Here is a 20,887-nt window from a genome sequence, read left to right on the forward strand (position 1 = left end):
TAGGGTCCTGTCTGATGGCAGGCCTTCCACGTCGAAATGCCCCATCAGGCTCCCATGACATGACGGAGGTTGATGATGACAACACTTCAGAAAGGGTCCGGCACCTTCAAGGACGATCGCAAGCTAGCGTCCGAAGCCGGCAAGAAGGGCGGCAAGAGAAGTTCGGGGAACTTTGCCAACAATCCTGAGCGGGCCGCAGAAGCAGGCCGCAAAGGAGGCCGTGTCAGCCCCACCAACTTCAAGAACAACCCGGAACTTGCCGCCGAGGCGGGACGCAAGGGCGGACGCAAGAGTTCCGGCAATTTCAAGAACAATCCCCAGAAAGCCCAGGAAGCCGGCCGGAAGGGTGGCAAAAGCGCCGGCACTCGTTAAACGCGGTGTCCGCGGCCTTCGCCCGTCCTTGACGATTATTCAGAATATCGCGTAGCGCAAAAGGGAGATGGCATCGGCCATTTCCCTTTCTTTTTGTCTGCCCGGGCGGCAGGCACCGACATCCTTCCCCAGCCTTGTTAACCAAAAATTTCTTACAAGTTGACAGCGACCCATGACTCCTTTTTCATGGTCAACTCTGGATAATTTAAAAGTTAACTCGAGCTTGGTGGAGAGGCATTGCACAAGCCGACCAGCCACCGTAGGAAACGTGACGATGAATTCAATCAGCAGCCCGGCCCCGGCCCGCCACGACTGGTCAATCGACGAGATCGAAGCGCTCTTCGCTCTCCCCTTCAACGACCTGTTGTTTCACGCCCAGCAGATACATCGCCAGCACTTCGACGCCAACGCCGTGCAGATCTCCACCCTGCTGTCGATCAAGACCGGCGCCTGCCCCGAAGACTGCAAGTACTGCCCGCAATCCGGGCACTACAACACCGGTCTGGGCAAGGAAAAGCTGCTGGAGATCGACAAGGTGGTCGAACAGGCCCGGGCCGCCAAGGCTGCCGGCGCCAGTCGTTTCTGCATGGGCGCCGCCTGGCGCAGCCCCCGTGAACGCGACCTCGAGGTGGTCGAGGAAATGGTACGCCGCGTCAAGGGGCTGGGCCTTGAGACCTGCATGACGCTGGGCATGGTCGACGATGCACAGGCCAGACGCCTGGCCAGCGCAGGTCTCGATTACTACAACCATAACCTGGACACCTCGCCGGAATTCTATGGCGAGATCATCACCACGCGGACCTACGGCGAACGCCTCGACACCCTGGCCAACGTGCGAGAAGCGGGCATGAAGATCTGCAGCGGCGGCATTCTCGGCATGGGCGAGACTACCCGCGACCGCGCTGGTCTGCTCCAGCAGCTGGCCCGTCTGGACCCGCATCCCGAGTCGGTTCCCATCAACATGCTGGTCAAGGTCGCCGGGACACCACTGGCGCAGGCCGAGGATCTCGACCCCATCGAGTTCATCCGGGCCATCGCCGTGGCCCGTATCATGATGCCGACCAGCCACGTGCGACTCTCCGCCGGACGCGAGCAGATGAACGAGTCGACTCAGGCACTGGCCTTCATGGCCGGCGCCAACTCGATCTTCTATGGCGACAGGCTGCTGACGACCCAGAATCCCCAGGCAGAGCGCGACCGGGCAATGTTCGCCAAGCTCGGCCTGCACCCCGAGACCCGGGAAGCGGCAGCCTCCGACACGGTGCACGAGGCTGCACTCAATGACGCTATCACCCAGCAGGAGTTCGGCTACTACGACGCCACCCAGCGCAGCGCGCGCGAGACCAGGCCCTGCGGCCTGCGCGTCTGAACATGGCCTTCTCCCACCTCGCTGCGGCGCTGGAGGCACGCCGGGCCGCCGCCCTATGGCGTCAGCGCCAAACGCTCGCCACTGCTCAAGGGCCGCAGGTGATCCGCGACAGGCGCACGTTGCATAACTTCTCGAGTAACGACTACCTCGGCCTGGCCAATGATCGCCGCGTGATCGAGGCATTGGCGCAGGGGGCCCGGGAATTCGGTGCTGGCGGTGGCGCCTCGCCTCTGGTCAACGGCCATCTGCTCCCACATCACGCCCTGGAAGCGCGCCTGGCCGAGCTCACCGGGCGCCCCCGGACGCTGCTGTTTCCCAGTGGCTACATGGCCAATCTTGGTGTGCTGCAAGCGCTGCTGACTTCCCGCGACGACGTGTTTCAGGACCGTCTCAATCACGCCTCGCTGCTCGACGGCGCCCGGCTTGCCGGCGCCCGCCAGCGTCGTTTCCACCATCGAGACCTGCAGGACCTGGAACGCCTGCTGTCGCGCCGCCGGGGACGGGAAGCCCTGGTGGTCAGCGACGGCGTGTTCAGCATGGATGGCGACGTCGCCGACGTGGCGGGTCTCGCAGCGCTCGCCAAGCGCTTCGATGCCTGGCTGATGATCGATGACGCCCATGGCCTCGGCGTGCTGGGGACATACGGGGATGGCTGCGCGGGACAGCGCTTCCCGGTCGATGACGTCCCGGTGCTGGTCGGCACGCTGGGCAAGGCGCTGGGTACCTCGGGCGCCTTCGTCGCCGGCAGCGCAGTGCTGATCGACACGCTGATCCAGCAGGCGCGCCCCTACATCTACACGACCGCCGAATCGCCGGCCGTGGCCAGCGCCACCCTGACGGCCCTGGACATCGTCGCGCAGGAACCGCAGCGTCGCCAACGCCTGACGGATCATGTCGCTCGATTTCGCCAAGGCGCATCCCGGCTCGGGCTGCCGTTGCTGACGAGTCATACCCCCATCCAACCGCTGCTGCTCGGCAGTGCCGAACGCGCTCTGGCATGGAGTCGTGAGCTGGAACGCCGCGGCTTTCTGGTCAGCGCCATTCGCGAGCCAACCGTACCGCGCGGCAGCGCTCGGCTGCGCATTACCCTGAGCGCCACGCACGAGCCGGCCGCCATCGACGCCTTGCTGGAGGCGCTCGCGCGGATCGCGGCCGATGACGCTCTGGCGCCCACCGGCGGGGCCCAGGCATGACCCAACTGATCCTGCTGTCGGGCTGGGGCATCGATGCACGTATCTGGCGGCCACTCGCACCGTACTGGCCGGTTCACCTGCGGGTATCCACCCCCGACTGGCCGGGGTATAGCCGCCGCGAGGCCTTGGCCGCTCCGGACGACCTGGCGTCGCTAGCGGTGGCCATGCGCGATGAGCTGCCTGCCTCGAGCGTGTGGGTCGGCTGGTCGCTGGGCGCATTGCTGGCTGCCGCCCTGCTCGATCACCTGCCGGCCCCGCGCGGGCTGATCATGCTCGGCATGGGGCCATGCTTCACCGCTACCGGCGGCGGCGTCTCCGCAAGGGAACTGGCGCGCTTCCAGCAGGCCTTTCGCCGCGACCCCCTGCGCGCCTGGCATCACTTCCTGCGCTGGCAACTGCGCGGGGAACCGGCGCCCCGGGCGATGCTGCGCCGACTACACGACCTACTCGGACATCGCCCCGCTGCCGACAGCGCCACCCTCGCTGCCGGCCTCGCGCAGTTGACTCACCTCGACGTGAGCGGCGTCCTTTCACGCGCGCCCTGCCCGATCCAGCGGCTCGCCGGCAGCGCCGATCCGTTCCTGGCGGACGCCACCCAGGCGGCGAGCCTGCCGGCACGACAGGCGACGCTCGAGGGCGCGGGACATTGTCCCCATGTGTCCATGCCGGCGCACCTGGCGCAGACGCTGGCGACTCACGCGACCTCCCTACCCGCATCCTGTCAGGAGGCCATGCATGACTGAATCTCGCGCGCCGGCCTCACCCTCCGCGTACCTGGAACACGACCGGAAGCGGCGCGTGGCGCAGGCCTTCGGACGGGTCGCGCCCCACTACGTCGATCGCGCCAGCGCCCAGCACGCCATGGGCGAGAGGCTCTGGCGGCGGCTGCCGGCCCATGCCATGCGGATCGTCGACCTCGGCTGCGGCCCGGGACACTGGACCGCCCGGCTGGCGCGTCACTACGCACACGTTCGTGGCCTTCAGACATGGGGGCTCGACATCGCACCGGGCATGCTCGCCGAGGCGCGCCGTCGCCACGGCGAACGCTGCCACTGGCTGTGTGCCGATGCCGAAGCCCTCCCTCTGGCAGCGGACAGTATCGATCTCATGTTCTCCAACCTGGCGATCCAGTGGTGCCGCCATCCCGAGCGGTTGATGGCGGAACTCCGGCGCGTCATGACGCCCGGCGCCACGGCGCTGATCAATACGCTCGGCCCCGGCTCACTGCACGAGCTGCGCCATGCCTGGCAACGCGAGGCGGATCCCGATGCGATCGCCGCCAGCACCTTCGCCGATGTCGCCACGCTCGAGCGCGCCATGCGCCTCGCCGGCTTTCGCCGGGTCCGGGTGGAACGCGCTCACGAACGCTACTTCTACCCCGACCTGCAGGCGGTCAACGCCTCCGTCAAGGGGGTCGGCGCCCAGCTTCCACGTCCCGGCGCACGCTTGACCCGGCGCGATCTCGCCCTTGCCGGCGAACGTTACGAACGGCTGCGCACCCCCGAGGGGCTACCGGTGACGTACTGCCGCCTGACCCTGGAACTTGTCAAATGAACCGCTACTTCATTACCGGAACCGACACCGAAATCGGCAAGACCTACGGCGCCTGCGCGCTGCTGGCCCGGGCGCGCCGCCAAGGATTGACGACGCTGGGCCTCAAGCCGCTCGCCTCGGATTGCCGGTCCACCCCCGAGGGACTGCGTAATGCAGACGCCTTGGCTCTGCAGGCACTGAGCGAGCCCCGGCCCGATTACGAGCAGGTCAATCCGCTGCGCTTCGCCCCGGCCATTGCGCCGCATGTCGCCGCCCGGCAGGCCGGCGAGACACTCGACGTCCAGCGCCTGCTGGCGGGCTTGGCACCGGGCCTGGCACTCGAACGCGACCTGGTGCTGGTCGAAGGTGCAGGCGGCTGGCGGGTGCCGTTGAACGACGACGAGGATCTCAGCGATCTGGCCCATGCCCTGGGCCTTGCCGTCATCGTCGTGGTCGGCGTGAGACTGGGCTGTATCAACCACGCCCGCCTGACCTGCGAGGCGATCGAATGCGACGGCCTGACGGTGGCCGGCTGGATCGCCAACCGGGTCGACCCGGCCATGGCCAGTGCGCAGGACACCCTCGCCACGCTGCACCACACGCTGGCCGCCCCCTGTCTCGGCGTGCTGCCCTGGCAGGCGGACGCCGCCACGCTCGGCCCGGTGCAGGCCGCCGAATGCGCGGCCGCGCACCTACAGCTGCCGGTTCCCACCTCCTGATCACGAGCGACATCATGTCCGATACGCTTTGGCACCCCTACGCCCAGATGCAGACCCAGGCCCCACCGCTTGAGGTCGTCGGCGGACGCGGCCCCTGGCTGGAGCTAGCCGGCGGCGAGCGGCTGCTCGATGCCACCTGTTCCTGGTGGTGCATGATTCACGGCTACGGCCATCCGCGCCTAGTCGCCGCGCTCAAGTCGCAGGCCGACACCTTGTGTCACGTGATGCTCGGCGGCATGACGCATGCACCGGCCCAGGCACTGGCCGACGCCTTGGTCCGTGTCACCCCGCCGGGGCTCGACCATGTGTTCTATTCCGACAGCGGTTCAGTGGGCATGGAGGTAGCCATGAAGATGGCGGTGCAGTATCAGGCGCAGACCGGCCGCCCCCACCGTCACCGCATGCTCTCGCTGATGCGCGCCTATCACGGTGACACCGCGGGCTGCATGGCGGTATGCGATCCTGAGGAAGGCATGCATGCACTATTCTCGGGCTTTCTTCCTCAGCATCACTTCGCCCCGGCCCCCACCGCGGCCTTCGAGGCGCCCAGCGAGGCGGTCGAGGCCGATATCGCCGCCCTGCGCGACAGCTTCGAACGCCATCACGAGGAACTCGCGGCCCTGCTGGTCGAGCCGCTGCTGCAGGCCGCCGGCGGGCTCAACATGTACTCGCCCCACTACCTGCGCGCCGCCCGCAAGCTATGCGACGAATACGGGGTGCTGCTGATCTTCGACGAGGTGGCTACCGGTTTCGGGCGTACCGGCAAGCTGTTCGCCGCCGAGCATGCCGGTGTGACGCCGGACATCATGGTGCTTTCCAAGGGGCTGACGGGCGGTTATCTCGGTCACGCCGCGACCTTGGCCACCTCGCGGGTGTACGACGCCTTCTTGAGCGGCGATCCCGGCCGCGCCTTCATGCACGGCCCGACCTTCATGGGCAATCCGCTCGCCTGTCGGGTCGCCCTGGAGAGCCTGGCGATATTCGAGGAGGAAGACTATCTGGGCAGGATCGCACGGCTCCACGAGGGGCTGCAGGTCACCCTGTGCGCCGACGCTGCGCTGCGCGCCCATCCGGCGGTGGCGGCCGTACGCGCACTCGGCGCCGCCGCGGTGATCGAGGTTCACGACGCCCGGGTGCTGGACGGCGTACAGGCGTTCGCCCGCGCACAGGGCGTGTGGCTGCGCCCCTTCGGGCGCTGGCTTTACACCATGCCGGCCTACGTCACCTCGCCCGAGGAGATGCACCGCATCGGCGAGGTCATGAAGGGCTGGTTCCTGCGCTGAAGCACCGCCTCCCCCTGGCCGGGATTCCGGCCGAGACGGCTGGCGTCCCGGGCTCAAGCTTTCGCGATGCCGGCCGATAGCGAGGGAAAGCCCTTCAATCGACAGCCACTGCGCTGTCTCGCCGGGACGCCGATGGCCTCGAAAACCTCAATCACTACGATCGTACTGGCCACACTGGCATTCGGCTCACTGGGGCTGGCGGCCAGCGAGCTGACCTGGCCGCTGGCCGCTTCCATGCTGCCCTGGCTGGGGCTTTATGCCGTGGCCCTGGTCATCGTCATGGCGCTGCTGATCTTGCTGGTGGGCTTGGCCCAGGGGCTCGCCGCGCAGCAGCGTGCCCTGCATGCCAGTCTGGAGAACCAGATGCGCCAGCAGCGAACCATGGAAATGGCGCAACTGATGGAGCGCTTCGTGCATCAGGCCGAATCGCTGCTCGACAAGGACAGCCTCGATCCCAACAAGCGCAGCGTGCTGCGCTGCCTGGCCATCGATGCCCTGCGCGGCAACACCGGCCGAGGCGATCCCAACTACACACGCCTGGCCCGGCTGTTCGAATGGCTGGCCGACGAAGCCGGGCAAGCGAGAGACGACACCGCCCGTCTGCGCATCGCCACCCCCGTCCTGCGCCAGTATGCGGAAATCGCCGAACAGCTCTGTCAGGTCGGCGAGAGTGACCATCAGCGCCTCGCCCCCTTCCTGGCCCATCAGCCGCGATCGGAGGACCGCGATATCCCCGTCGCGCCGTGACCCCTGGCGATGCGTTGAGCGCACCGTCCTTCCCCTTCCTCGCCTCGCCCTGACCGTTTCCCCGCCTCCTTGCTTCAGGCTTCCGACTCCACGCCTCCTACTATGGTGGGGTATCAACCGGTGCGTATCCCGCTTGCCACTGCGTTCCCGCTTAAGGTACAACCAATCGATGCATATAAGCGAAATACAATTCCGAATAATAAAACAACGCTTCGATCGGGAGTAACAGTGCGTGAAAATCGTCAAGGATATCAACGAACTCAAGGACTTCATCGGCACCGAAATGGGCGTCAGCGACTGGGTCGAGATCACCCAGGAGCGCATCCAGCGGTTCGCGGATGCCACCGATGACCATCAGTGGATTCACATCGATGTCGAGCGCGCCAGGCGAGAATCCCCCATGGGAGCCCCCATTGCCCATGGTTTCCTCACCTTGTCGATGCTGCCGCAGTTGGGCCAGGGGCTCTTCGATGTTCAGGGAGTCAAGGCGCGTATCAACTATGGCCTCAACAAGGTCCGCTTCCCCGCCCCGGTACCGGCCGGCTCGCGTATCCGCCTACGGCTCAAGCTGAAGTCGGTGGAACCCAGCGGCGAGAACCGTTTCCTGGTCTGCAATGAAGCCACCATCGAACTCGAAGGCAGCGAGCGCCCCGCCTGCGTGGCGGAGTCGCTCACGCTCTATCTGACATCGTGAACGCCGGCCTGCCTGGCTTGGCCCGTCACACCGGCGAGAAACACCTGACGCCCTCCTCCGGCGCTTGCCGGATGCCCTGTCATCACAAACCGATTCCGGGAGCAGGACGATGAGCACCCCCCGTAACTACGGCGATTATCAACTCAAGATCTACCGCGACGGCCTCAGCGGCGAACGCCCACGTCTGCCCATGCGCATGGAAGACCTCGAAGCCGCCGCCCGGGCCATTCTGCCACCCGAGTCCTACTGGTACGTGGCCGGCGGTGCCGGTGAAGCCACCATGCGCGCCAACCGCGAAGCCTTCGAGCGCTACCCGATCCTGCCGCGCATGCTGACCGACGTCTCCCAGCGCGACATGCAGATCGACCTGTTCGGACATCACTACCCGACACCGCTGCTGCTCGCTCCCATCGGCGTGCAGAGCATCATCTGTCCCGAGGCGGAGCTGGCAGTGGCCCAGGCCGCCAGGCAACTCGGCGTGCCGCAGATTCTTTCCACTGTCTCCTCGCACCCGCTGGAGACGGTGGCCGAAACGCTGGGGGATTCACCTCGCTGGTTCCAGCTCTACTGGCCACGTAGCGATTCGCTCGCCATCAGCCTGATCAAGCGTGCCGAAGCGGCAGGTTACCAAGCCATCGTGGTGACGCTCGACACCAAGATGATGGCGTGGCGCGAACGGGACCTGAGCAACGCCTTTTTGCCCTTCATCAAAGGGCAGGGACTGGCCAATTACATTACCGACCCGGGATTCCGGGACGGTCTGGAAGCGGCACCGGAAGAGGACATGCTCCCGGCGATCCGGCGCTGGAGCCAGGAGTTCACCGACCCGAGCAAAACCTGGAAGGACCTCGAAACCCTGCGCGAGGCAACCGATCTGCCGATTCTGCTCAAGGGCGTGATGCACCCGGAGGATGCGCGCCAGGCCGTGGCTCATGGCGCCGACGGGCTCATCGTCTCCAACCACGGTGGACGTCAGGTCGATGGGGCCCTGGCCTCGCTGGACGCGCTGCCCATGGTGCGCGCCGCAGTGGGCGACGATCTGCCGGTGCTGTTCGACAGCGGCATCCGCAGCGGCTCCGACGTCCTCAAGGCCAAGGCACTGGGAGCCGACGCCGTACTGCTGGGCCGGCCCTACATCTGGGGGCTGGCACTGGCCGGCAGCCAGGGCGTGGCGGAAGTCGTGCAACGCCTGCTCGCCGATCTCGACCTCAGCATGGCTCTGGCCGGCAGCTCCTGTTTCCGTGACGTAGGGCGAGAATTGTTGCACCTGCCGGGACAGAGTTGAAAGCGCGAGCCAGGCTACACTTGCGTCATAGGAATGTCGCTTGGCCCGCGCCGTTGCCGGCCTCAGGCTTTTTCAATGCCAAACGAAAGGATTCTCTGACATGGTTGATCTGGTCGCCCCCGAAACCGTCGGCATGTCGCATGAGCGGCTGCAGCGCATTTACAACTGGATGCAGGGCCACGTCGAGCACGAGCGGCTCGCGGGGATCAGCGTCCTCGTCCACCGCCACGGGCAGAACGCCTTTTTCGGCAGCGCGGGTGGCCTGGCGACGGAGGGTGACACCTCCATCGGAATGGATAGCATCTTCCGCATCTACTCGATGACCAAGCCGATCGTCAGTGTCGCGGCGATGTCGCTCTACGAGGAGGGCCGCTTCCAGCTGGATGACCCGGTGGCGCGCTTTCTTCCCGAATTCGAAGACATGCAGGTGCTGGTCGGTGGCGACGCCGACAATCCGCGACTCGAACCGGCCCGAAGCCTCATTACCCTGCGTCATCTGTTCACCCATACCTCGGGGCTCACCTACGACTTCATGAGGAGCTCCCCGGTCGATGAACTCTATCACCGCAATGGCATCACCTTTGCCGCCGGCGACACCTCACTGGCGGAAGTGGTGACCCGGCTCGCGCGACAGCCGCTGTTATGCCATCCGGGTACCGAGTGGAACTACGGCGTTTCCACCGATGTGCTGGGGCGTGTCCTGGAAGTGATGGCCGGGCAGCCGCTGGATGAATTGCTGGAAGAACGCATCTTCAAGCCGCTGAGGATGGTCGACACCGCCTTCTCCGTCAGCCCCGACAAGCTGGGCCGGTTCGCGACCATGTACACGACCGCCAGCGACGCTCCTCCAGCCCCGCCATTAGGCGAGGAGATCACTCATGTGCTTCCCGAGCCAGCGGGCGGCCTGAAGCTGGCCGATCCCGCCGCTGGCGGGCGTTTTGCCGGATCGGTAAAGGTTCTTTCGGGCGGCGGCGGTCTCACCTCGACGACCGCCGATTACCTACGCTTCTGCAGGATGCTGAGCAACAAGGGAGAGCTGGACGGCCGCCAGGTGCTGGGACGCAAGACGGTGGAGTTCATGACGTGCAACCATCTGCCCGGCACCATGGCCGACATGGGGCAGGCGCGTTTCAACAATGGCCACATGGGCGCGGGCCTCGGCTTTGGCCTGGGATTCGCCGTGGTGCTCGATCCCGCTCTGGCGCAGACCCAGGGATCGGCGGGCGAGTATTTCTGGACAGGCATGGCGAACACCCAATTCTGGATCGATCCGGAGGAGGACATGATCGTCATCCAGATGGCTCAGCTCATGCCCTCTTCGCTTCTGCCCCTGCGTCGCGATCTGCGCTCGCTGGTGTATCAGGCGCTGGTAGAATAACGCCTCGCCAATCCAGCGTGACGAATTTCCGTGCGAATCAGGCCAGAAGCCGGACCCGCACGGGAATTCGTCGGAGAAGGTAACTTCAGCTGATGCGCTGATAACCGCCGAGCACGCCCCGCTTGGACAACACCCACTGCCAGAGCTGGATATCACGGGCACGAAACGCCGCGGCGCATGACAGCAGATAGTAGCGCCACATGCGGTAGAAGCGCTCGCCGAAACGCTCCTGGAACTCTGGCCATGCCTTTTCGAAGTTGGTATGCCAGGCCATCAGTGTCTTGTCGTAATCGGCACCGAAGTTGTGCAGATCCTCGGTGATGAACAGGCCGCCCGCTGCGTCGCCGATCTGACCGATGGAGGGCAGATCGCCATTGGGAAAGATGTATTTGTCGACCCAGGGATCGGGGGTACTCTCGCGAAGATTCTTGCCGATGGTGTGCAGCAAGAACAGACCGTCGTCCTTCAGGCAGCGATGGGCGACCTCCATGTATTCGCGATGATTCTTGCGCCCGACGTGTTCGAACATGCCGATGCTGATGATGGCGTCGAAGGTCTCGTCGACCTCGCGATAGTCCTGCAAGCGGAACTCGACCGGCAGCCCCTGCTTCATGAGCCGCTTGCCGTACTCCGCCTGCTCGCGGGAAATGGTCACCCCCACGCACTCCACGCCGTAATGCTCGGCGGCGTAGGCCATGAAGCTGCCCCAGCCGCAGCCGATGTCGAGGATCTTCATGCCCGGCTTGAGATCGAGCTTGCGACAGATCAGGTCGAGCTTGGCTTCCTGGGCTTCGTCCAGGGTGGTGGCGTCCTTCCAGTAGCCGCAGGTATAGGTCATGCGCCTGTCGAGCATCGCGGCGTAGAAGTCGTTGCCCAGATCGTAGTGGGCCTCACCGACCTGCCAGGCACGCTTGATGCTCTGCAGGTTGGTCAGCCTGGCGCGCAGTGCGTGGAAGATCAGCTTGCCGGGCTTGACTTCATCCTGCAGGCGCGCGCGCAGCAGATGAAAGAAGAACTCATCGAGCCGCTCGGCGTCCCAGTGCCCCTCCATGTAGGCCTCGCCCAACCCCAGGTTGCCTTCGGAAAGCGCACGTTCGATGACGCCGGGAGCCTTCAGCTGCATGTCCCAGGGCCGATCACCGTCGATGCGGATGTCGGCCTTGGCGAGCAGATCGGCAGCCAGGCGATGCAGGCTCGAATCTTCAGAAAAATAGCGGTCCTGTTCGCTGACTAGATGATTCAAGGCAGATGTCTCCTTCTCCTTCCCATTCCCTGGCGACCGATTCAGAGCAGCCGTCACTAATCATTATGTAAATTGCCGTTCTACGAATACTCTTCCGTAGAGATATTCAAAATAACTTAAAGATATCGCCTATTGGATGACAAGCAAGAATTCTTGATGAGTTTCATAGGCAGAGACTTTTGCTTCGTTTCGCTTTGCCTATCATGGCCGGCCGGTATCGTGCAGGCCGGCCGGACTGGCCTTCAGCGCAGCAGCAGGATGGGCAGGCGGGCGTTGCGGATCATCGCCGTGGTGGTACTGCCCACCAGCAGCTGACGAATCCGCGAATGACCGTAGGCGCCCATCACCAGCAGTCCGATGGCGTGCTCCTGCTCGTAGTCGCGCAGGGTCGCCTCCACCTCGCCGGCGCGAATCGCGCAGTGCACCTCGGCCCCCGCCTTCTCCAGCGTGCGCCGGGCCCATCCCAACTGCTCGCGGTGGTCGGCGGTATCGGCACCCACCATCACCACATGGCACTCCAACTCCGCCAGCAGGGGGCTCTCGGCCAGCAGCTCAATGCCCTTGCAGGTCGTCTGGCTGCCATCGAAGGCGAACATCACCCGCGTGGGCGCCGTGAATCGTTCCGGCGTGACCAGGATGGGCCGATGCATGGCGCGGATGACACGCTCGAGGTTGGAGCCGAGGTGCTCGCGCGCCGATTGCGCCGACTCGCCGCGCTTGCCCAGCACCAGCAGACGGGTTTCCTCCTCGAGCTCGGTCAGCGCCTCGACCAGTTCGCCGTTGCGCTGGCGCGTGGCCGGCTGGGCCACGCCTTCCTCGACGGCACGCTCACGGGCCGCCTCGAGCATCAGTCGGCCGTGCTCCTGGGCGATTCGGCCGCGCTGCTCGTCGAGCGTCGCCAGTTCCTCGAGCAGGTGCTCGCGGCTGCCCAGGCCGATATTGCCGGTGGGGTTCACCTCGTGGGGATTCTGCGACTTGTCCAGCACGTGCAGGAAGGTCAGCGGCGCTTCGAGACGTTGGCTGGCCCAGACGGCGGCGTCGCACACCGCCGGGGAGAAGCCGGAACCGTCGATACAGGCCATGATGCATTGTGTCATGTGGTTCTCCTCATGTGTCGCGTACTCAGTGCCCGCCCATCAGCTTGTCGACGGCCTCGGGCTTGTCATGGACGGCGAAGCGGTCGACGATGGTCGCGCTCGCCTCGTTGAGACCGATGACCTCGACCTCGGTCCCCTCGCGGCGGAACTTGATCACCACCTTGTCCAGCGCGCCCACGGCGGTGATGTCCCAGAAATGCGCGTGAGTCAGGTCTATACGCACCCGCTCGACGGTCTCCTTGAAATCGAAGGCGCTGATGAAGCGATCCGCCGAGGTGAAGAAGACCTGTCCCACGACACGATACTCCCGCGTCCTGCCGTCATCGAGCATGTCGCTGCCGATATACAGTACCTGACCCACCTTGTTGGCGAAGAACAGCGACGCCAGCAGCACGCCGACGAACACGCCGATGGCCAGGTTATGGGTCGCTACCACCACCGCGACGGTGGCCAGCATGACGATGTTGGTGCTCATGGGATGTTTCTTGAGATCGCGCAGCGATTCCCAACTGAAGGTACCGATGGAGACCATGATCATCACCGCCACCAGCGCGGCCATGGGGATCCGCGAGACCCAGTCGGACAGAAACACCACCATTAGCAGTAAGCAGACGCCGGCCACCAGCGTCGACAGACGGGTGCGTCCTCCGGATTTGATGTTGATCACCGACTGGCCGATCATCGCGCAACCGGCCATGCCGCCGAACAGCCCGGCGCCGATGTTGGCGATGCCCTGCCCCTTGCACTCGCGGTTCTTGTCGCTGGGGGTATCGGTCAGGTCATCAACGATGGTCGCAGTCATCATCGATTCCAGCAGACCGACAACGGTCAGCATCACGGCATAGGGGAAGATGATCATCAGTGTTTCGAGGTTCAGCGGTACCTCGGGCCACAGGAACACCGGCAGCGTGTCGGGCAATTCACCCATGTCGCCCACGGTACGGATATCCATGCCCGACATCATGTAAACGATGGTCAGCACCACGATGCACACCAGCGGCGACGGCACGCTCTTGCCGATGACCGGGATATAGGGAAACAGGTAGATGATCCCCAGGCCTGCGGCGGTCATGGCATAGACATGCCAGGTGACATCGGTCAGCTCGGGCAGTTGCGCCATGAAGATGAGGATGGCCAGGGCATTGACGAAGCCGGTGACCACCGAGCGCGATACGAAGCGCATCAGTTCACCGAGCCGGAGATAGCCGGCGACGATCTGCAGCACGCCGGTGAGCAGCGTGGCAGCGAGCAGATACTCCAGGCCATGCTCGCGCACCAGCGTGACCATCAGCAGCGCCATGGCGCCGGTGGCGGCGGAGATCATGCCCGGGCGGCCGCCGGTGAAGGCAATGATCACCGCGATGCAGAACGAAGCGTAGAGGCCGACCTTGGGGTCGACGCCGGCGATGATCGAGAAGGCGATGGCCTCGGGGATCAACGCCAGGGCGACGACGATGCCGGACAGCACGTCGGCCTTGATGTTGGAAAACCACTCTTGGCGTAGCGATCGAATCATTCGGGATTCCTGTCAGGAGTCTGTTATACCGCCTCATCCGCACCGCCGGAACATACCGGTAGCGAACGGCCTGACGTCAGAACTCAGCACGGAGATATCCGTTGGCTCGACGAGGGGCGGCGATGGTTTGTGGTGACCCATGCAGGGTCATGCAGGTTCGTGACAACGAGATTCGCACATGGAAGTTTCGCACATGGCGAACCGGCCTCCGGCAAGCCGGAAGCGCGAGCGGTGACAACAGGCTCCCGGCTTGTCGCCGAGTCAGCCTGTCACCGAGAAGGGGGCGTAACGCTAGGGTGGAGTGCAGCGCATCGGGCTGGGAATCATGCGGTTCATGACGAAGACGGCTTTCCGTGTCGGGTTCCAGGCTCGCTGACGGCACTGCCACCAGCGAGCGCCGGATTCTATCAATAATCGTTCAGCGCTGCATCCTTGCGCCGCTTGTTGCCCGTCGCACGGCGCTCGTAATGACGATCCACAAGGCCCTTGGCGAGCAGAGTGACGAGCACCAGGCCGCCGCCGACCAAGGCCAGCATCGAGGGCTGTTCGTCAAGCACCCACCATACCCACAAGGTGCCGGCAACGGTTTCCAGCAGCATCAGCAGGCTGACATCCGCTGCCGGCAGGTACAGCGGTCCGCGCTGGATCAGCGTGAAGCCCAGCGGCAGCAGAATCAGGCACAACAGCGCCAGATAAGCCGCCTGTATAGCGGAAGGCAGCAACAGCTCGGCCTCGCTGCTTACGGTCGCCATCAGCGACACTGCTGCCACAAGCAACCCTGAGAGCACCAGCATGGGGCTCATATCGATCGTCGGACGTGTACGGCACAGGGTGAAGTTGGCCGCCATGCACAGCGCGGACATCACGGCAAAGGCGTTGCCCTGCCAGGAGCCGGGTCCGGCCTCGTCGAAGACGATCAGCGAAGTTCCCAACAGACACAAGCCGATGGCCAGCCAGGTCCGGCGCGGCAAGCGTTCATGCAGGAACACCCGCGACAGCAGCGCGGCGATCAACGGCGTGCCGGCGAGAATCATCAGCACATTGCCGCCCTTGGTGTAGTGATTGCCGAGTACGAACCCGATGTTGGAGAGGCCGAACAACGTCGCGACACCCACCCCGGTCCAACCACAATCGCGAAAGGCCTGCCAGGCCCCCCTGCCCCGCCGCAGCATCAGGATGATCTGAAAGCCCAGCGCCGTCAGCAGGCCGCGCCACAACAGCGCCTGGCTGTCGGGCATGCCCACCAGTTTGACCAGCAAGGCGTCGGGGGAAATGATCAGCGGGCCGAGCGCGGTCAGCAGCAGTCCCTGCTGGCGAAGGCTTAGGGAAGAGAAGCGCAAGACTTACCTCGATGTACGGACAGGAATGATCGGCTTCGCCATCATTGGAACACCGGCTTCAACGCCACTGCAGTATCGGCCAGCCGCGCGCTTCGGCGATCTCGCGCAGCTGCGGATCGGCCTGGGTGGCGTGGGGATGATCGACATGCTCGAGTAGCGGCAGGTCGTTGTGCGAGTCGCTGTAGCCCCACAGCTCGGTGGGTCGGGCATGCTCGGCTTCTCGTGCCATCAACCACTCCTCCAGCGCCTGCAACTTGCCGTCGCGGTAGGTCACCGTCCCGGAGGGATGGCCGGTGAAGCAGTCCGCGTCATCGAAGGCCGGACGCGTCGCCAGGGCATCGTCGGCCCCGGTGAAACGTGCGATGGGCTCGACCAGGTGCCGCATCGAGGCGGATATGATCAACGTGGCATGGCCATCGCGGCGATGTCCGGCGAGCCGTTCGAGCCCCGGCTGCATCAGGCGGGGACAGATCTCGCTGGCCACGAAGCGTTCGACCTCGGCATTCACCTCGTCGCGATGGCGTCCGACCAGCGGCGACAGCACGAACCGCAGGTGAGCGTCCATGTCGAGTTCACCGCTGCGGTAATGGGTGTCCTGGCGTGCCACCTCGGCAAGAAAGCGTTCACCGTCCGCCACCCAGCCGCACTCGACCAGCCAGTGCAGCCACAGGCCAGTGCAGTCGCCGTCCAGCAGCGTGTCGTCGAGATCGAAGATGGCCAGATGACGACTGGCCGAAGGGCTGGCGGACATGCGAGATCCCTCTCATGACAGGAAAACGCTCAGTCTACCAGCCACCCGCCCATGACGGGAGCCGCCGTGGCTTCGCTCAGCTATCGCGCGGCGGCGTCTCGCTGCCGTTCGCGCCACGCCTCCCGGCGTTCATGTGCTTGAAAGCCTCCATGATGTCCATGGGCAGCGGGAAGACGATGGTCGAGGCATTCTTGTTGCTCATGTCGCTCAAGGTCTGCAGATAGCGCAGCTGCAGCGCCGCGGAGTTCGCCGACATCACGTCGGCGGCCTCGACCAGCTTCTGCGAGGCCTGCAGCTCGCCCTCGGCGTGGATGACCTTGGCACGACGCTCACGCTCGGCCTCGGCCTGGCGAGCGATGGCACGAATCATGGTCTCGTCGAGATCGACATGCTTGATCTCGACGTTGGCGACCTTGATGCCCCACTCCTCGGTCTGGGTGTCGATGATCTCCTGGATATCGTCGTTGAGCTTGTCGCGCTCGGAGAGCATCTCGTCGAGATCGTGCTTGCCAAGCACCGAGCGCAGCGTAGTCTGCGCCAGTTGACTGGTGGCGATGACGAAGTTCTCGACCTTGATGATCGCCCGCTCGGGGTCGACGACGCGAAAGTACAGCACCGCATTGACGCGCACGGTGACGTTGTCGCGGGAGATCACGTCCTGCTCGGGCACGTCGAGCGTGATTACGCGCAGGTCTACCACCTCCATCTTCTGCACCAGTGGAATCAGGAAGAACAGCCCCGGCCCCTTGACGCCCTGGAAGCGTCCGAGAAAGAACACTACCCCGCGCTTGTATTCGGGCAGGATGCGGATCGAGGCCGCCAACAGCAGTACGATCAGCACGATGGGAACGAGATAGGAAATCATCATGATCAACCTCCTGGGTGTTTCGGTTCCGGAGAGCGAAACCGGCGTCACTGGGACGGTGGCGCGGCATCGGCAGGCGCCACCTCGACGGTCAGGCCTTCGATGGCGACGACCCGCAGAGGCTGGCCGCGCTGGATCGATGCTTGACCTCGCGCATTCCAGCGCTCACCGTTCAAGCGCACATGGCCGGTACCGGCAGCGGAGAAGTCATCGAGCGCCACCGCGGCCGCTCCGACGATGTCCTCCGGACCCGAATGAGGCCGGCGCCCGCGCAACTGCAGGAAGCGCAGCGCAATCCACAGCATCAGGCCCGAGGCGACCAATGCCACACCGCCGATCAGCGGCAGCGACACGGCCATATAGCGATCGTCCATCAGAATCACCGAGCCGGTAACGAAAGCGACGATGCCGCCGATACCCAGAATGCCGAAACTGGGCATCAGCGCCTCGCCGACGATCAATCCCAATCCCAGCAGCACCAGCGCCAGCCCGGCGTAGTTGACCGGCAGCACCTGAAAGGCGAACAGGGCGAGCAGCAGACAGATGGCACCGATCACGCCCGGGAACAGCGTGCCAGGGCTGAGCAGCTCGAAGACGAGGCCGTAGAATCCGATGATCATCAGGAAATAGGCGATGTTGGGATCGGCGATGATCGACAGCAGCTCGGTTCGCCAGTCGGGATCGAAGCGCTCTATGGCGAGATCGGCCGTGGTCAGTTCACGCGTGCCGTCACTCATCACCACCTCGCGCCCCTCGAGCTGGCGCAACAGATCGTCGAGATCCGTCGCGACCACATCGATCACGTTGCGCTCGAGCGCCTCGCGGGCGCTGAGATTCACGGCATCGCGTACCGCGCGCTCGGCCCAGTCGGCGTTACGGTCGTGTCGCTCGGCCAGGCTGCGGATATAAGCCACGGCATCCTCGAGCACCTTACGCTCCATTGCCGTCTCGCCACGCCGACGATCGCCGCCGCCGACATCATCGCTATTCTCGCCGCCCTCGCCAGAGGCCGGCTCCCCGCTCGGGGACGAAGTGTCCTCGGGCCGGGGCGGGCTGTCGGAGCCGGGCAATCCGCCGCCACCGATCTGCACCGGCGTCGCCGATCCCAGGTGGGTCGATGGCGCCATGGCCGCCACATGGCTGGCATAGAGCAGATAGGTGCCGGCACTCGCGGCACGCGCCCCGTCAGGGGCGACGTAGACGACCACCGGCACGTCGGAGGCGAGCATCGCGCTGATCATGTCCCGCATCGAGGCGTCCAGCCCGCCGGGGGTATCGAGCCGCAGGATCAGCAGGGCGGCATTCCGAGCTTCGGCCATGCGCAGACCGCGCTGGAAGTAGTCGCTGGTCGCCGGGCTGATGCTGCCGTCTATCGTCAGCACCAGTGCGCTGCGGCGAGCGTCCTGCGCGAAGGCCAGCATGGCCAGCAGCAGGCCCAACAGTACGCTCATCCACACTGCGCCTTGTCGCATCCGAGTGTTCGTCCGCATGCTTCGCCATCCTTCCGGCCGCCCTTCTCCATTGAGCTTGGCAGCGGATCGCGCGACGGGCCAGTCACGTTTGAGAGCATGTTTCGTATCGCCCACCACATCCGCATAATGGCGCCATGACCATGACCCCGCGCCCCTCCCCGATCTGCCATCCTTTCGAGGATCGATGCCCGCTGCCCGTTCGCCTCGCGACCACGCAGTGGATTGCGACCCGCTTCGACGCCACCTGCATGACGCCGCAAGCATTTGCCGACTGCGCCATCGTCCCACCGGCGAAACTGTTGACGGCCGCGACCAAGCGGCAGGCCGAATTCCTCGCCGGCAGGTTGTGCGCGCGCGAGGCCATCCAGCGCCTGACCGGAGAACGACACGTGCCCGGTGTGGGCGAGGATCGCGCGCCCCGGTGGCCCGCAGGCGTGGTCGGTTCGATCACACATGGCGGCGCGCTTGCTGCGGCGATCGTCGGCGCGGCGTATCGATATCGGGGCCTGGGCATGGATGCGGAGTCGCACTTGTCGACGGAGCGTGCGCACCGGCTGGCGGTACAGATCCTCACACCACGCGAGCGCGAGCACATGGCGCATCTGCCCGAGGCGCAGCACGGCCCCTTCGTCACGCGGGTCTTCTCGTTCAAGGAGAGCCTGTTCAAGGCGCTGTATCCGCTGGTGAAGGTGCGCTTCTACTTCCAGGACGCCGAGCTCGACGATGAATGCCCGGATACGGCTCAGGTGCGGCTTCGCCTGCTGACATCACTGAGCCCGCAGTGGCCGGCGGGAACCCGGCTAGACGGCCAGTATGCCGACGATGGCGAACGTGTGCTGACCCTGGTGGCGATTGTCCACGAGCCGCGCTGAAAGCCGACCGGGAAGAAGCGGGGAGAATCGCAGGCCCCCGACGCGATATGACAAATGGCACAAATCTCCGCACAATAACCCTTGAGCAATCAATGCATACGCGCGGCAGATTGGCGGAGAGAGATTCCCATGGCATTCAAGGTTTACGTAGACGGACAGGAAGGAACCACCGGATTGCGGCTGCTCGATTATCTCGAGCCCCGCGACGATATCGAGCTGCTGCGTATCGACAGCGACAAGCGCAAGGACCCGGCCGAACGCGCCCGCCTGCTCAATGCCGCCGACGTCGCTTTCCTGTGCCTGCCCGACGACGCCTCGCGCGAGGCAGTGGCGCTGCTCGACAACCCCGATACTTGCCTCATCGACGCCAGCACCGCCTTTCGCACTGCCGACGATTGGGTCTACGGCCTGCCGGAACTGACGCCGCGCCAACGCGAACGCATCCGTACCGGCAAGCGCATCGCCAACCCCGGCTGCCATGCCAGCGCCTTCGTGATGCTGGTGCGCCCGCTGGTCGACGCGGGCCTGCTGCCGGCGGATTATCCGCTTTCAGCCTTCTCGCTGACCGGCTACAGCGGTGGCGGCAAGAAGCTGATCGCCGAATACGAAGCCGATACCGAGGGGCGCCTTGCCGCGCCGCGCCCCTACGCCCTGCCCCTGGCGCACAAGCACCTGCCGGAGATGCGCCAGCACGGTGGGCTGAGTCGCGCCCCGGCATTCAATCCGGTGGTCGGCCCCTTCCTCAAGGGCCTGGCCGTCACCGTTCCCCTGCACGTCTCCGACCTCGCCCCGCGTGCCACTGCCGAGACGATTCGCGACGCCTACCTGCGCCATTACGACGGCGAGCGCTTCGTGCAGATCATGCCACTCGACGACGCCGCAAACCTGGACAACGGCTTCTTCGATGTCCAGGGTGCCAACGACACCAACCGTGTGGATATCTTCGTCTTCGGCGGCGAGGAGCATCTGGCGCTGGTCGCCCGACTCGACAACCTCGGCAAGGGCGCGGCCGGTGCGGCGGTCCAGTCGATGAACATTCACCTGGGTCTCGACGAATCCACGGGGCTCACCGGGCTGTAGTCGCCGGCCCGCGCCGATCGGTGACCCGTGACGGATACCGATCCAAGGCAGACGCCACCTTACTTACCGTACCGGGTT

At 65.0% G+C, this 20,887-nt stretch carries 20 protein-coding genes; 13 read left to right on the forward strand and 7 right to left on the reverse strand.

Annotated elements, in window-relative coordinates; genetic code table 11:
• Positions 1-72: 72 nt before the first annotated feature.
• From ACYQ12_RS14250 to ACYQ12_RS14300, 11 genes are all read left to right on the forward strand, one after another.
• Positions 73-372 (forward strand): con-10 family general stress protein, encoded by a 300-nt coding sequence (locus ACYQ12_RS14250; protein WP_459872965.1) that lies wholly within the window; start codon positions 73-75, stop codon positions 370-372.
• Positions 373-646: 274 nt separating this feature from the next.
• Positions 647-1,741 (forward strand): biotin synthase BioB, encoded by a 1,095-nt coding sequence (gene bioB, locus ACYQ12_RS14255; protein WP_459872967.1) that lies wholly within the window; start codon positions 647-649, stop codon positions 1,739-1,741.
• 2 nt (positions 1,742-1,743) lie between these two features.
• Positions 1,744-2,934, forward strand: coding sequence for an 8-amino-7-oxononanoate synthase (bioF, locus tag ACYQ12_RS14260; RefSeq protein WP_459872969.1), 1,191 nt, complete (start codon positions 1,744-1,746; stop codon positions 2,932-2,934).
• A complete protein-coding gene (locus ACYQ12_RS14265) occupies positions 2,931-3,677 on the forward strand; it encodes an alpha/beta fold hydrolase (RefSeq protein WP_459872971.1) in 747 nt (248 codons plus the stop codon). The genes bioF and ACYQ12_RS14265 overlap by 4 nt, the downstream gene beginning before the upstream one ends.
• Complete coding sequence (locus ACYQ12_RS14270; RefSeq protein WP_459872973.1) at positions 3,670-4,488, forward strand: methyltransferase domain-containing protein; 819 nt, start codon at positions 3,670-3,672, stop codon at positions 4,486-4,488. The genes ACYQ12_RS14265 and ACYQ12_RS14270 overlap by 8 nt, the downstream gene beginning before the upstream one ends.
• On the forward strand, positions 4,485-5,186 hold the full coding sequence (gene bioD / locus ACYQ12_RS14275) for a dethiobiotin synthase (protein ID WP_459872975.1): 702 nt from the start codon (positions 4,485-4,487) through the stop codon (positions 5,184-5,186). Before ACYQ12_RS14270 ends, bioD begins: the two co-directional genes overlap by 4 nt.
• A gap of 14 nt (positions 5,187-5,200) precedes the next feature.
• Positions 5,201-6,469, forward strand: a complete 1,269-nt coding sequence (gene bioA, locus ACYQ12_RS14280) for an adenosylmethionine--8-amino-7-oxononanoate transaminase (protein WP_459872977.1) — start codon at positions 5,201-5,203, stop codon at positions 6,467-6,469.
• 132 nt (positions 6,470-6,601) lie between these two features.
• Positions 6,602-7,216, forward strand: coding sequence for a hypothetical protein (locus tag ACYQ12_RS14285; protein WP_459872979.1), 615 nt, complete (start codon positions 6,602-6,604; stop codon positions 7,214-7,216).
• Between the two features lie 232 nt (positions 7,217-7,448).
• Positions 7,449-7,910 (forward strand): MaoC family dehydratase, encoded by a 462-nt coding sequence (locus ACYQ12_RS14290; protein WP_459872981.1) that lies wholly within the window; start codon positions 7,449-7,451, stop codon positions 7,908-7,910.
• 109 nt (positions 7,911-8,019) lie between these two features.
• The gene (locus tag ACYQ12_RS14295; protein ID WP_459872983.1) at positions 8,020-9,195 is read left to right on the forward strand and encodes a lactate 2-monooxygenase; all 1,176 of its coding nucleotides are present in this window, start codon (positions 8,020-8,022) and stop codon (positions 9,193-9,195) included.
• A gap of 100 nt (positions 9,196-9,295) precedes the next feature.
• Positions 9,296-10,573 carry a serine hydrolase domain-containing protein gene (locus ACYQ12_RS14300; protein WP_459872985.1) on the forward strand — a complete coding sequence of 426 codons (1,278 nt, stop codon included), beginning with the start codon at positions 9,296-9,298 and terminating at the stop codon, positions 10,571-10,573.
• An 85-nt stretch (positions 10,574-10,658) separates the two neighbouring features.
• Here the strand turns inward: ACYQ12_RS14300 and cfa are convergent, their stop codons facing one another.
• The 7 genes from cfa to ACYQ12_RS14335 all read right to left on the reverse strand — a co-directional run bounded on the left by cfa (position 10,659) and on the right by ACYQ12_RS14335 (position 18,836).
• A complete protein-coding gene (cfa, locus tag ACYQ12_RS14305) occupies positions 10,659-11,816 on the reverse strand; it encodes a cyclopropane fatty acyl phospholipid synthase (RefSeq protein WP_459872987.1) in 1,158 nt (385 codons plus the stop codon).
• 242 nt (positions 11,817-12,058) lie between these two features.
• Complete coding sequence (locus tag ACYQ12_RS14310; protein WP_459872989.1) at positions 12,059-12,913, reverse strand: universal stress protein; 855 nt, start codon at positions 12,911-12,913, stop codon at positions 12,059-12,061.
• A gap of 25 nt (positions 12,914-12,938) precedes the next feature.
• Complete coding sequence (locus ACYQ12_RS14315) at positions 12,939-14,429, reverse strand: SulP family inorganic anion transporter (RefSeq protein WP_459872991.1); 1,491 nt, start codon at positions 14,427-14,429, stop codon at positions 12,939-12,941.
• Between the two features lie 407 nt (positions 14,430-14,836).
• A complete protein-coding gene (locus ACYQ12_RS14320; protein WP_459872993.1) occupies positions 14,837-15,769 on the reverse strand; it encodes a DMT family transporter in 933 nt (310 codons plus the stop codon).
• Between the two features lie 58 nt (positions 15,770-15,827).
• Entirely contained in the window at positions 15,828-16,520 is a 693-nt protein-coding gene (locus ACYQ12_RS14325) for an HAD family hydrolase (RefSeq protein ID WP_459872995.1), read from the reverse strand.
• Positions 16,521-16,596: 76 nt separating this feature from the next.
• A complete protein-coding gene (locus ACYQ12_RS14330; protein ID WP_459872997.1) occupies positions 16,597-17,388 on the reverse strand; it encodes a slipin family protein in 792 nt (263 codons plus the stop codon).
• A gap of 44 nt (positions 17,389-17,432) precedes the next feature.
• Positions 17,433-18,836: an NfeD family protein gene (locus ACYQ12_RS14335; protein WP_459872998.1), complete on the reverse strand. Its 1,404-nt coding sequence runs from the start codon at positions 18,834-18,836 to the stop codon at positions 17,433-17,435.
• 161 nt (positions 18,837-18,997) lie between these two features.
• Here ACYQ12_RS14335 and ACYQ12_RS14340 point away from each other — a divergent pair, with 161 nt between their 5' ends.
• Positions 18,998-19,729, forward strand: a complete 732-nt coding sequence (locus ACYQ12_RS14340) for a 4'-phosphopantetheinyl transferase family protein (protein WP_459873000.1) — start codon at positions 18,998-19,000, stop codon at positions 19,727-19,729.
• A 129-nt stretch (positions 19,730-19,858) separates the two neighbouring features.
• Positions 19,859-20,809: an N-acetyl-gamma-glutamyl-phosphate reductase gene (argC, locus tag ACYQ12_RS14345; protein WP_459873002.1), complete on the forward strand. Its 951-nt coding sequence runs from the start codon at positions 19,859-19,861 to the stop codon at positions 20,807-20,809.
• Positions 20,810-20,887: the final 78 nt, after the last annotated feature.

It is taken from the genome of Halomonas shantousis (assembly GCF_054654615.1).

Excerpts from the sequence above, each read along its gene's own strand:
- bioF (WP_459872969.1), top strand. The coding sequence starts at position 1,744 with ATGGCCTTCTCCCACCTCGCTGCGGCGCTGGAGGCACGCCGGGCCGCC.
- ACYQ12_RS14340 (WP_459873000.1), top strand. The coding sequence starts at position 18,998 with ATGACCCCGCGCCCCTCCCCGATCTGCCATCCTTTCGAGGATCGATGC.
- ACYQ12_RS14250 (WP_459872965.1), top strand. The coding sequence starts at position 73 with ATGATGACAACACTTCAGAAAGGGTCCGGCACCTTCAAGGACGATCGC.
- ACYQ12_RS14310 (WP_459872989.1), bottom strand. The coding sequence starts at position 12,913 with ATGACACAATGCATCATGGCCTGTATCGACGGTTCCGGCTTCTCCCCG.
- ACYQ12_RS14325 (WP_459872995.1), bottom strand. The coding sequence starts at position 16,520 with ATGTCCGCCAGCCCTTCGGCCAGTCGTCATCTGGCCATCTTCGATCTC.
- ACYQ12_RS14335 (WP_459872998.1), bottom strand. The coding sequence starts at position 18,836 with ATGAGCGTACTGTTGGGCCTGCTGCTGGCCATGCTGGCCTTCGCGCAG.
- ACYQ12_RS14265 (WP_459872971.1), top strand. The coding sequence starts at position 2,931 with ATGACCCAACTGATCCTGCTGTCGGGCTGGGGCATCGATGCACGTATC.
- ACYQ12_RS14295 (WP_459872983.1), top strand. The coding sequence starts at position 8,020 with ATGAGCACCCCCCGTAACTACGGCGATTATCAACTCAAGATCTACCGC.
- ACYQ12_RS14330 (WP_459872997.1), bottom strand. The coding sequence starts at position 17,388 with ATGATGATTTCCTATCTCGTTCCCATCGTGCTGATCGTACTGCTGTTG.
- bioA (WP_459872977.1), top strand. The coding sequence starts at position 5,201 with ATGTCCGATACGCTTTGGCACCCCTACGCCCAGATGCAGACCCAGGCC.
- ACYQ12_RS14270 (WP_459872973.1), top strand. The coding sequence starts at position 3,670 with ATGACTGAATCTCGCGCGCCGGCCTCACCCTCCGCGTACCTGGAACAC.
- ACYQ12_RS14315 (WP_459872991.1), bottom strand. The coding sequence starts at position 14,429 with ATGATTCGATCGCTACGCCAAGAGTGGTTTTCCAACATCAAGGCCGAC.
- ACYQ12_RS14285 (WP_459872979.1), top strand. The coding sequence starts at position 6,602 with ATGGCCTCGAAAACCTCAATCACTACGATCGTACTGGCCACACTGGCA.
- ACYQ12_RS14300 (WP_459872985.1), top strand. The coding sequence starts at position 9,296 with ATGGTTGATCTGGTCGCCCCCGAAACCGTCGGCATGTCGCATGAGCGG.
- bioB (WP_459872967.1), top strand. The coding sequence starts at position 647 with ATGAATTCAATCAGCAGCCCGGCCCCGGCCCGCCACGACTGGTCAATC.
- argC (WP_459873002.1), top strand. The coding sequence starts at position 19,859 with ATGGCATTCAAGGTTTACGTAGACGGACAGGAAGGAACCACCGGATTG.
- bioD (WP_459872975.1), top strand. The coding sequence starts at position 4,485 with ATGAACCGCTACTTCATTACCGGAACCGACACCGAAATCGGCAAGACC.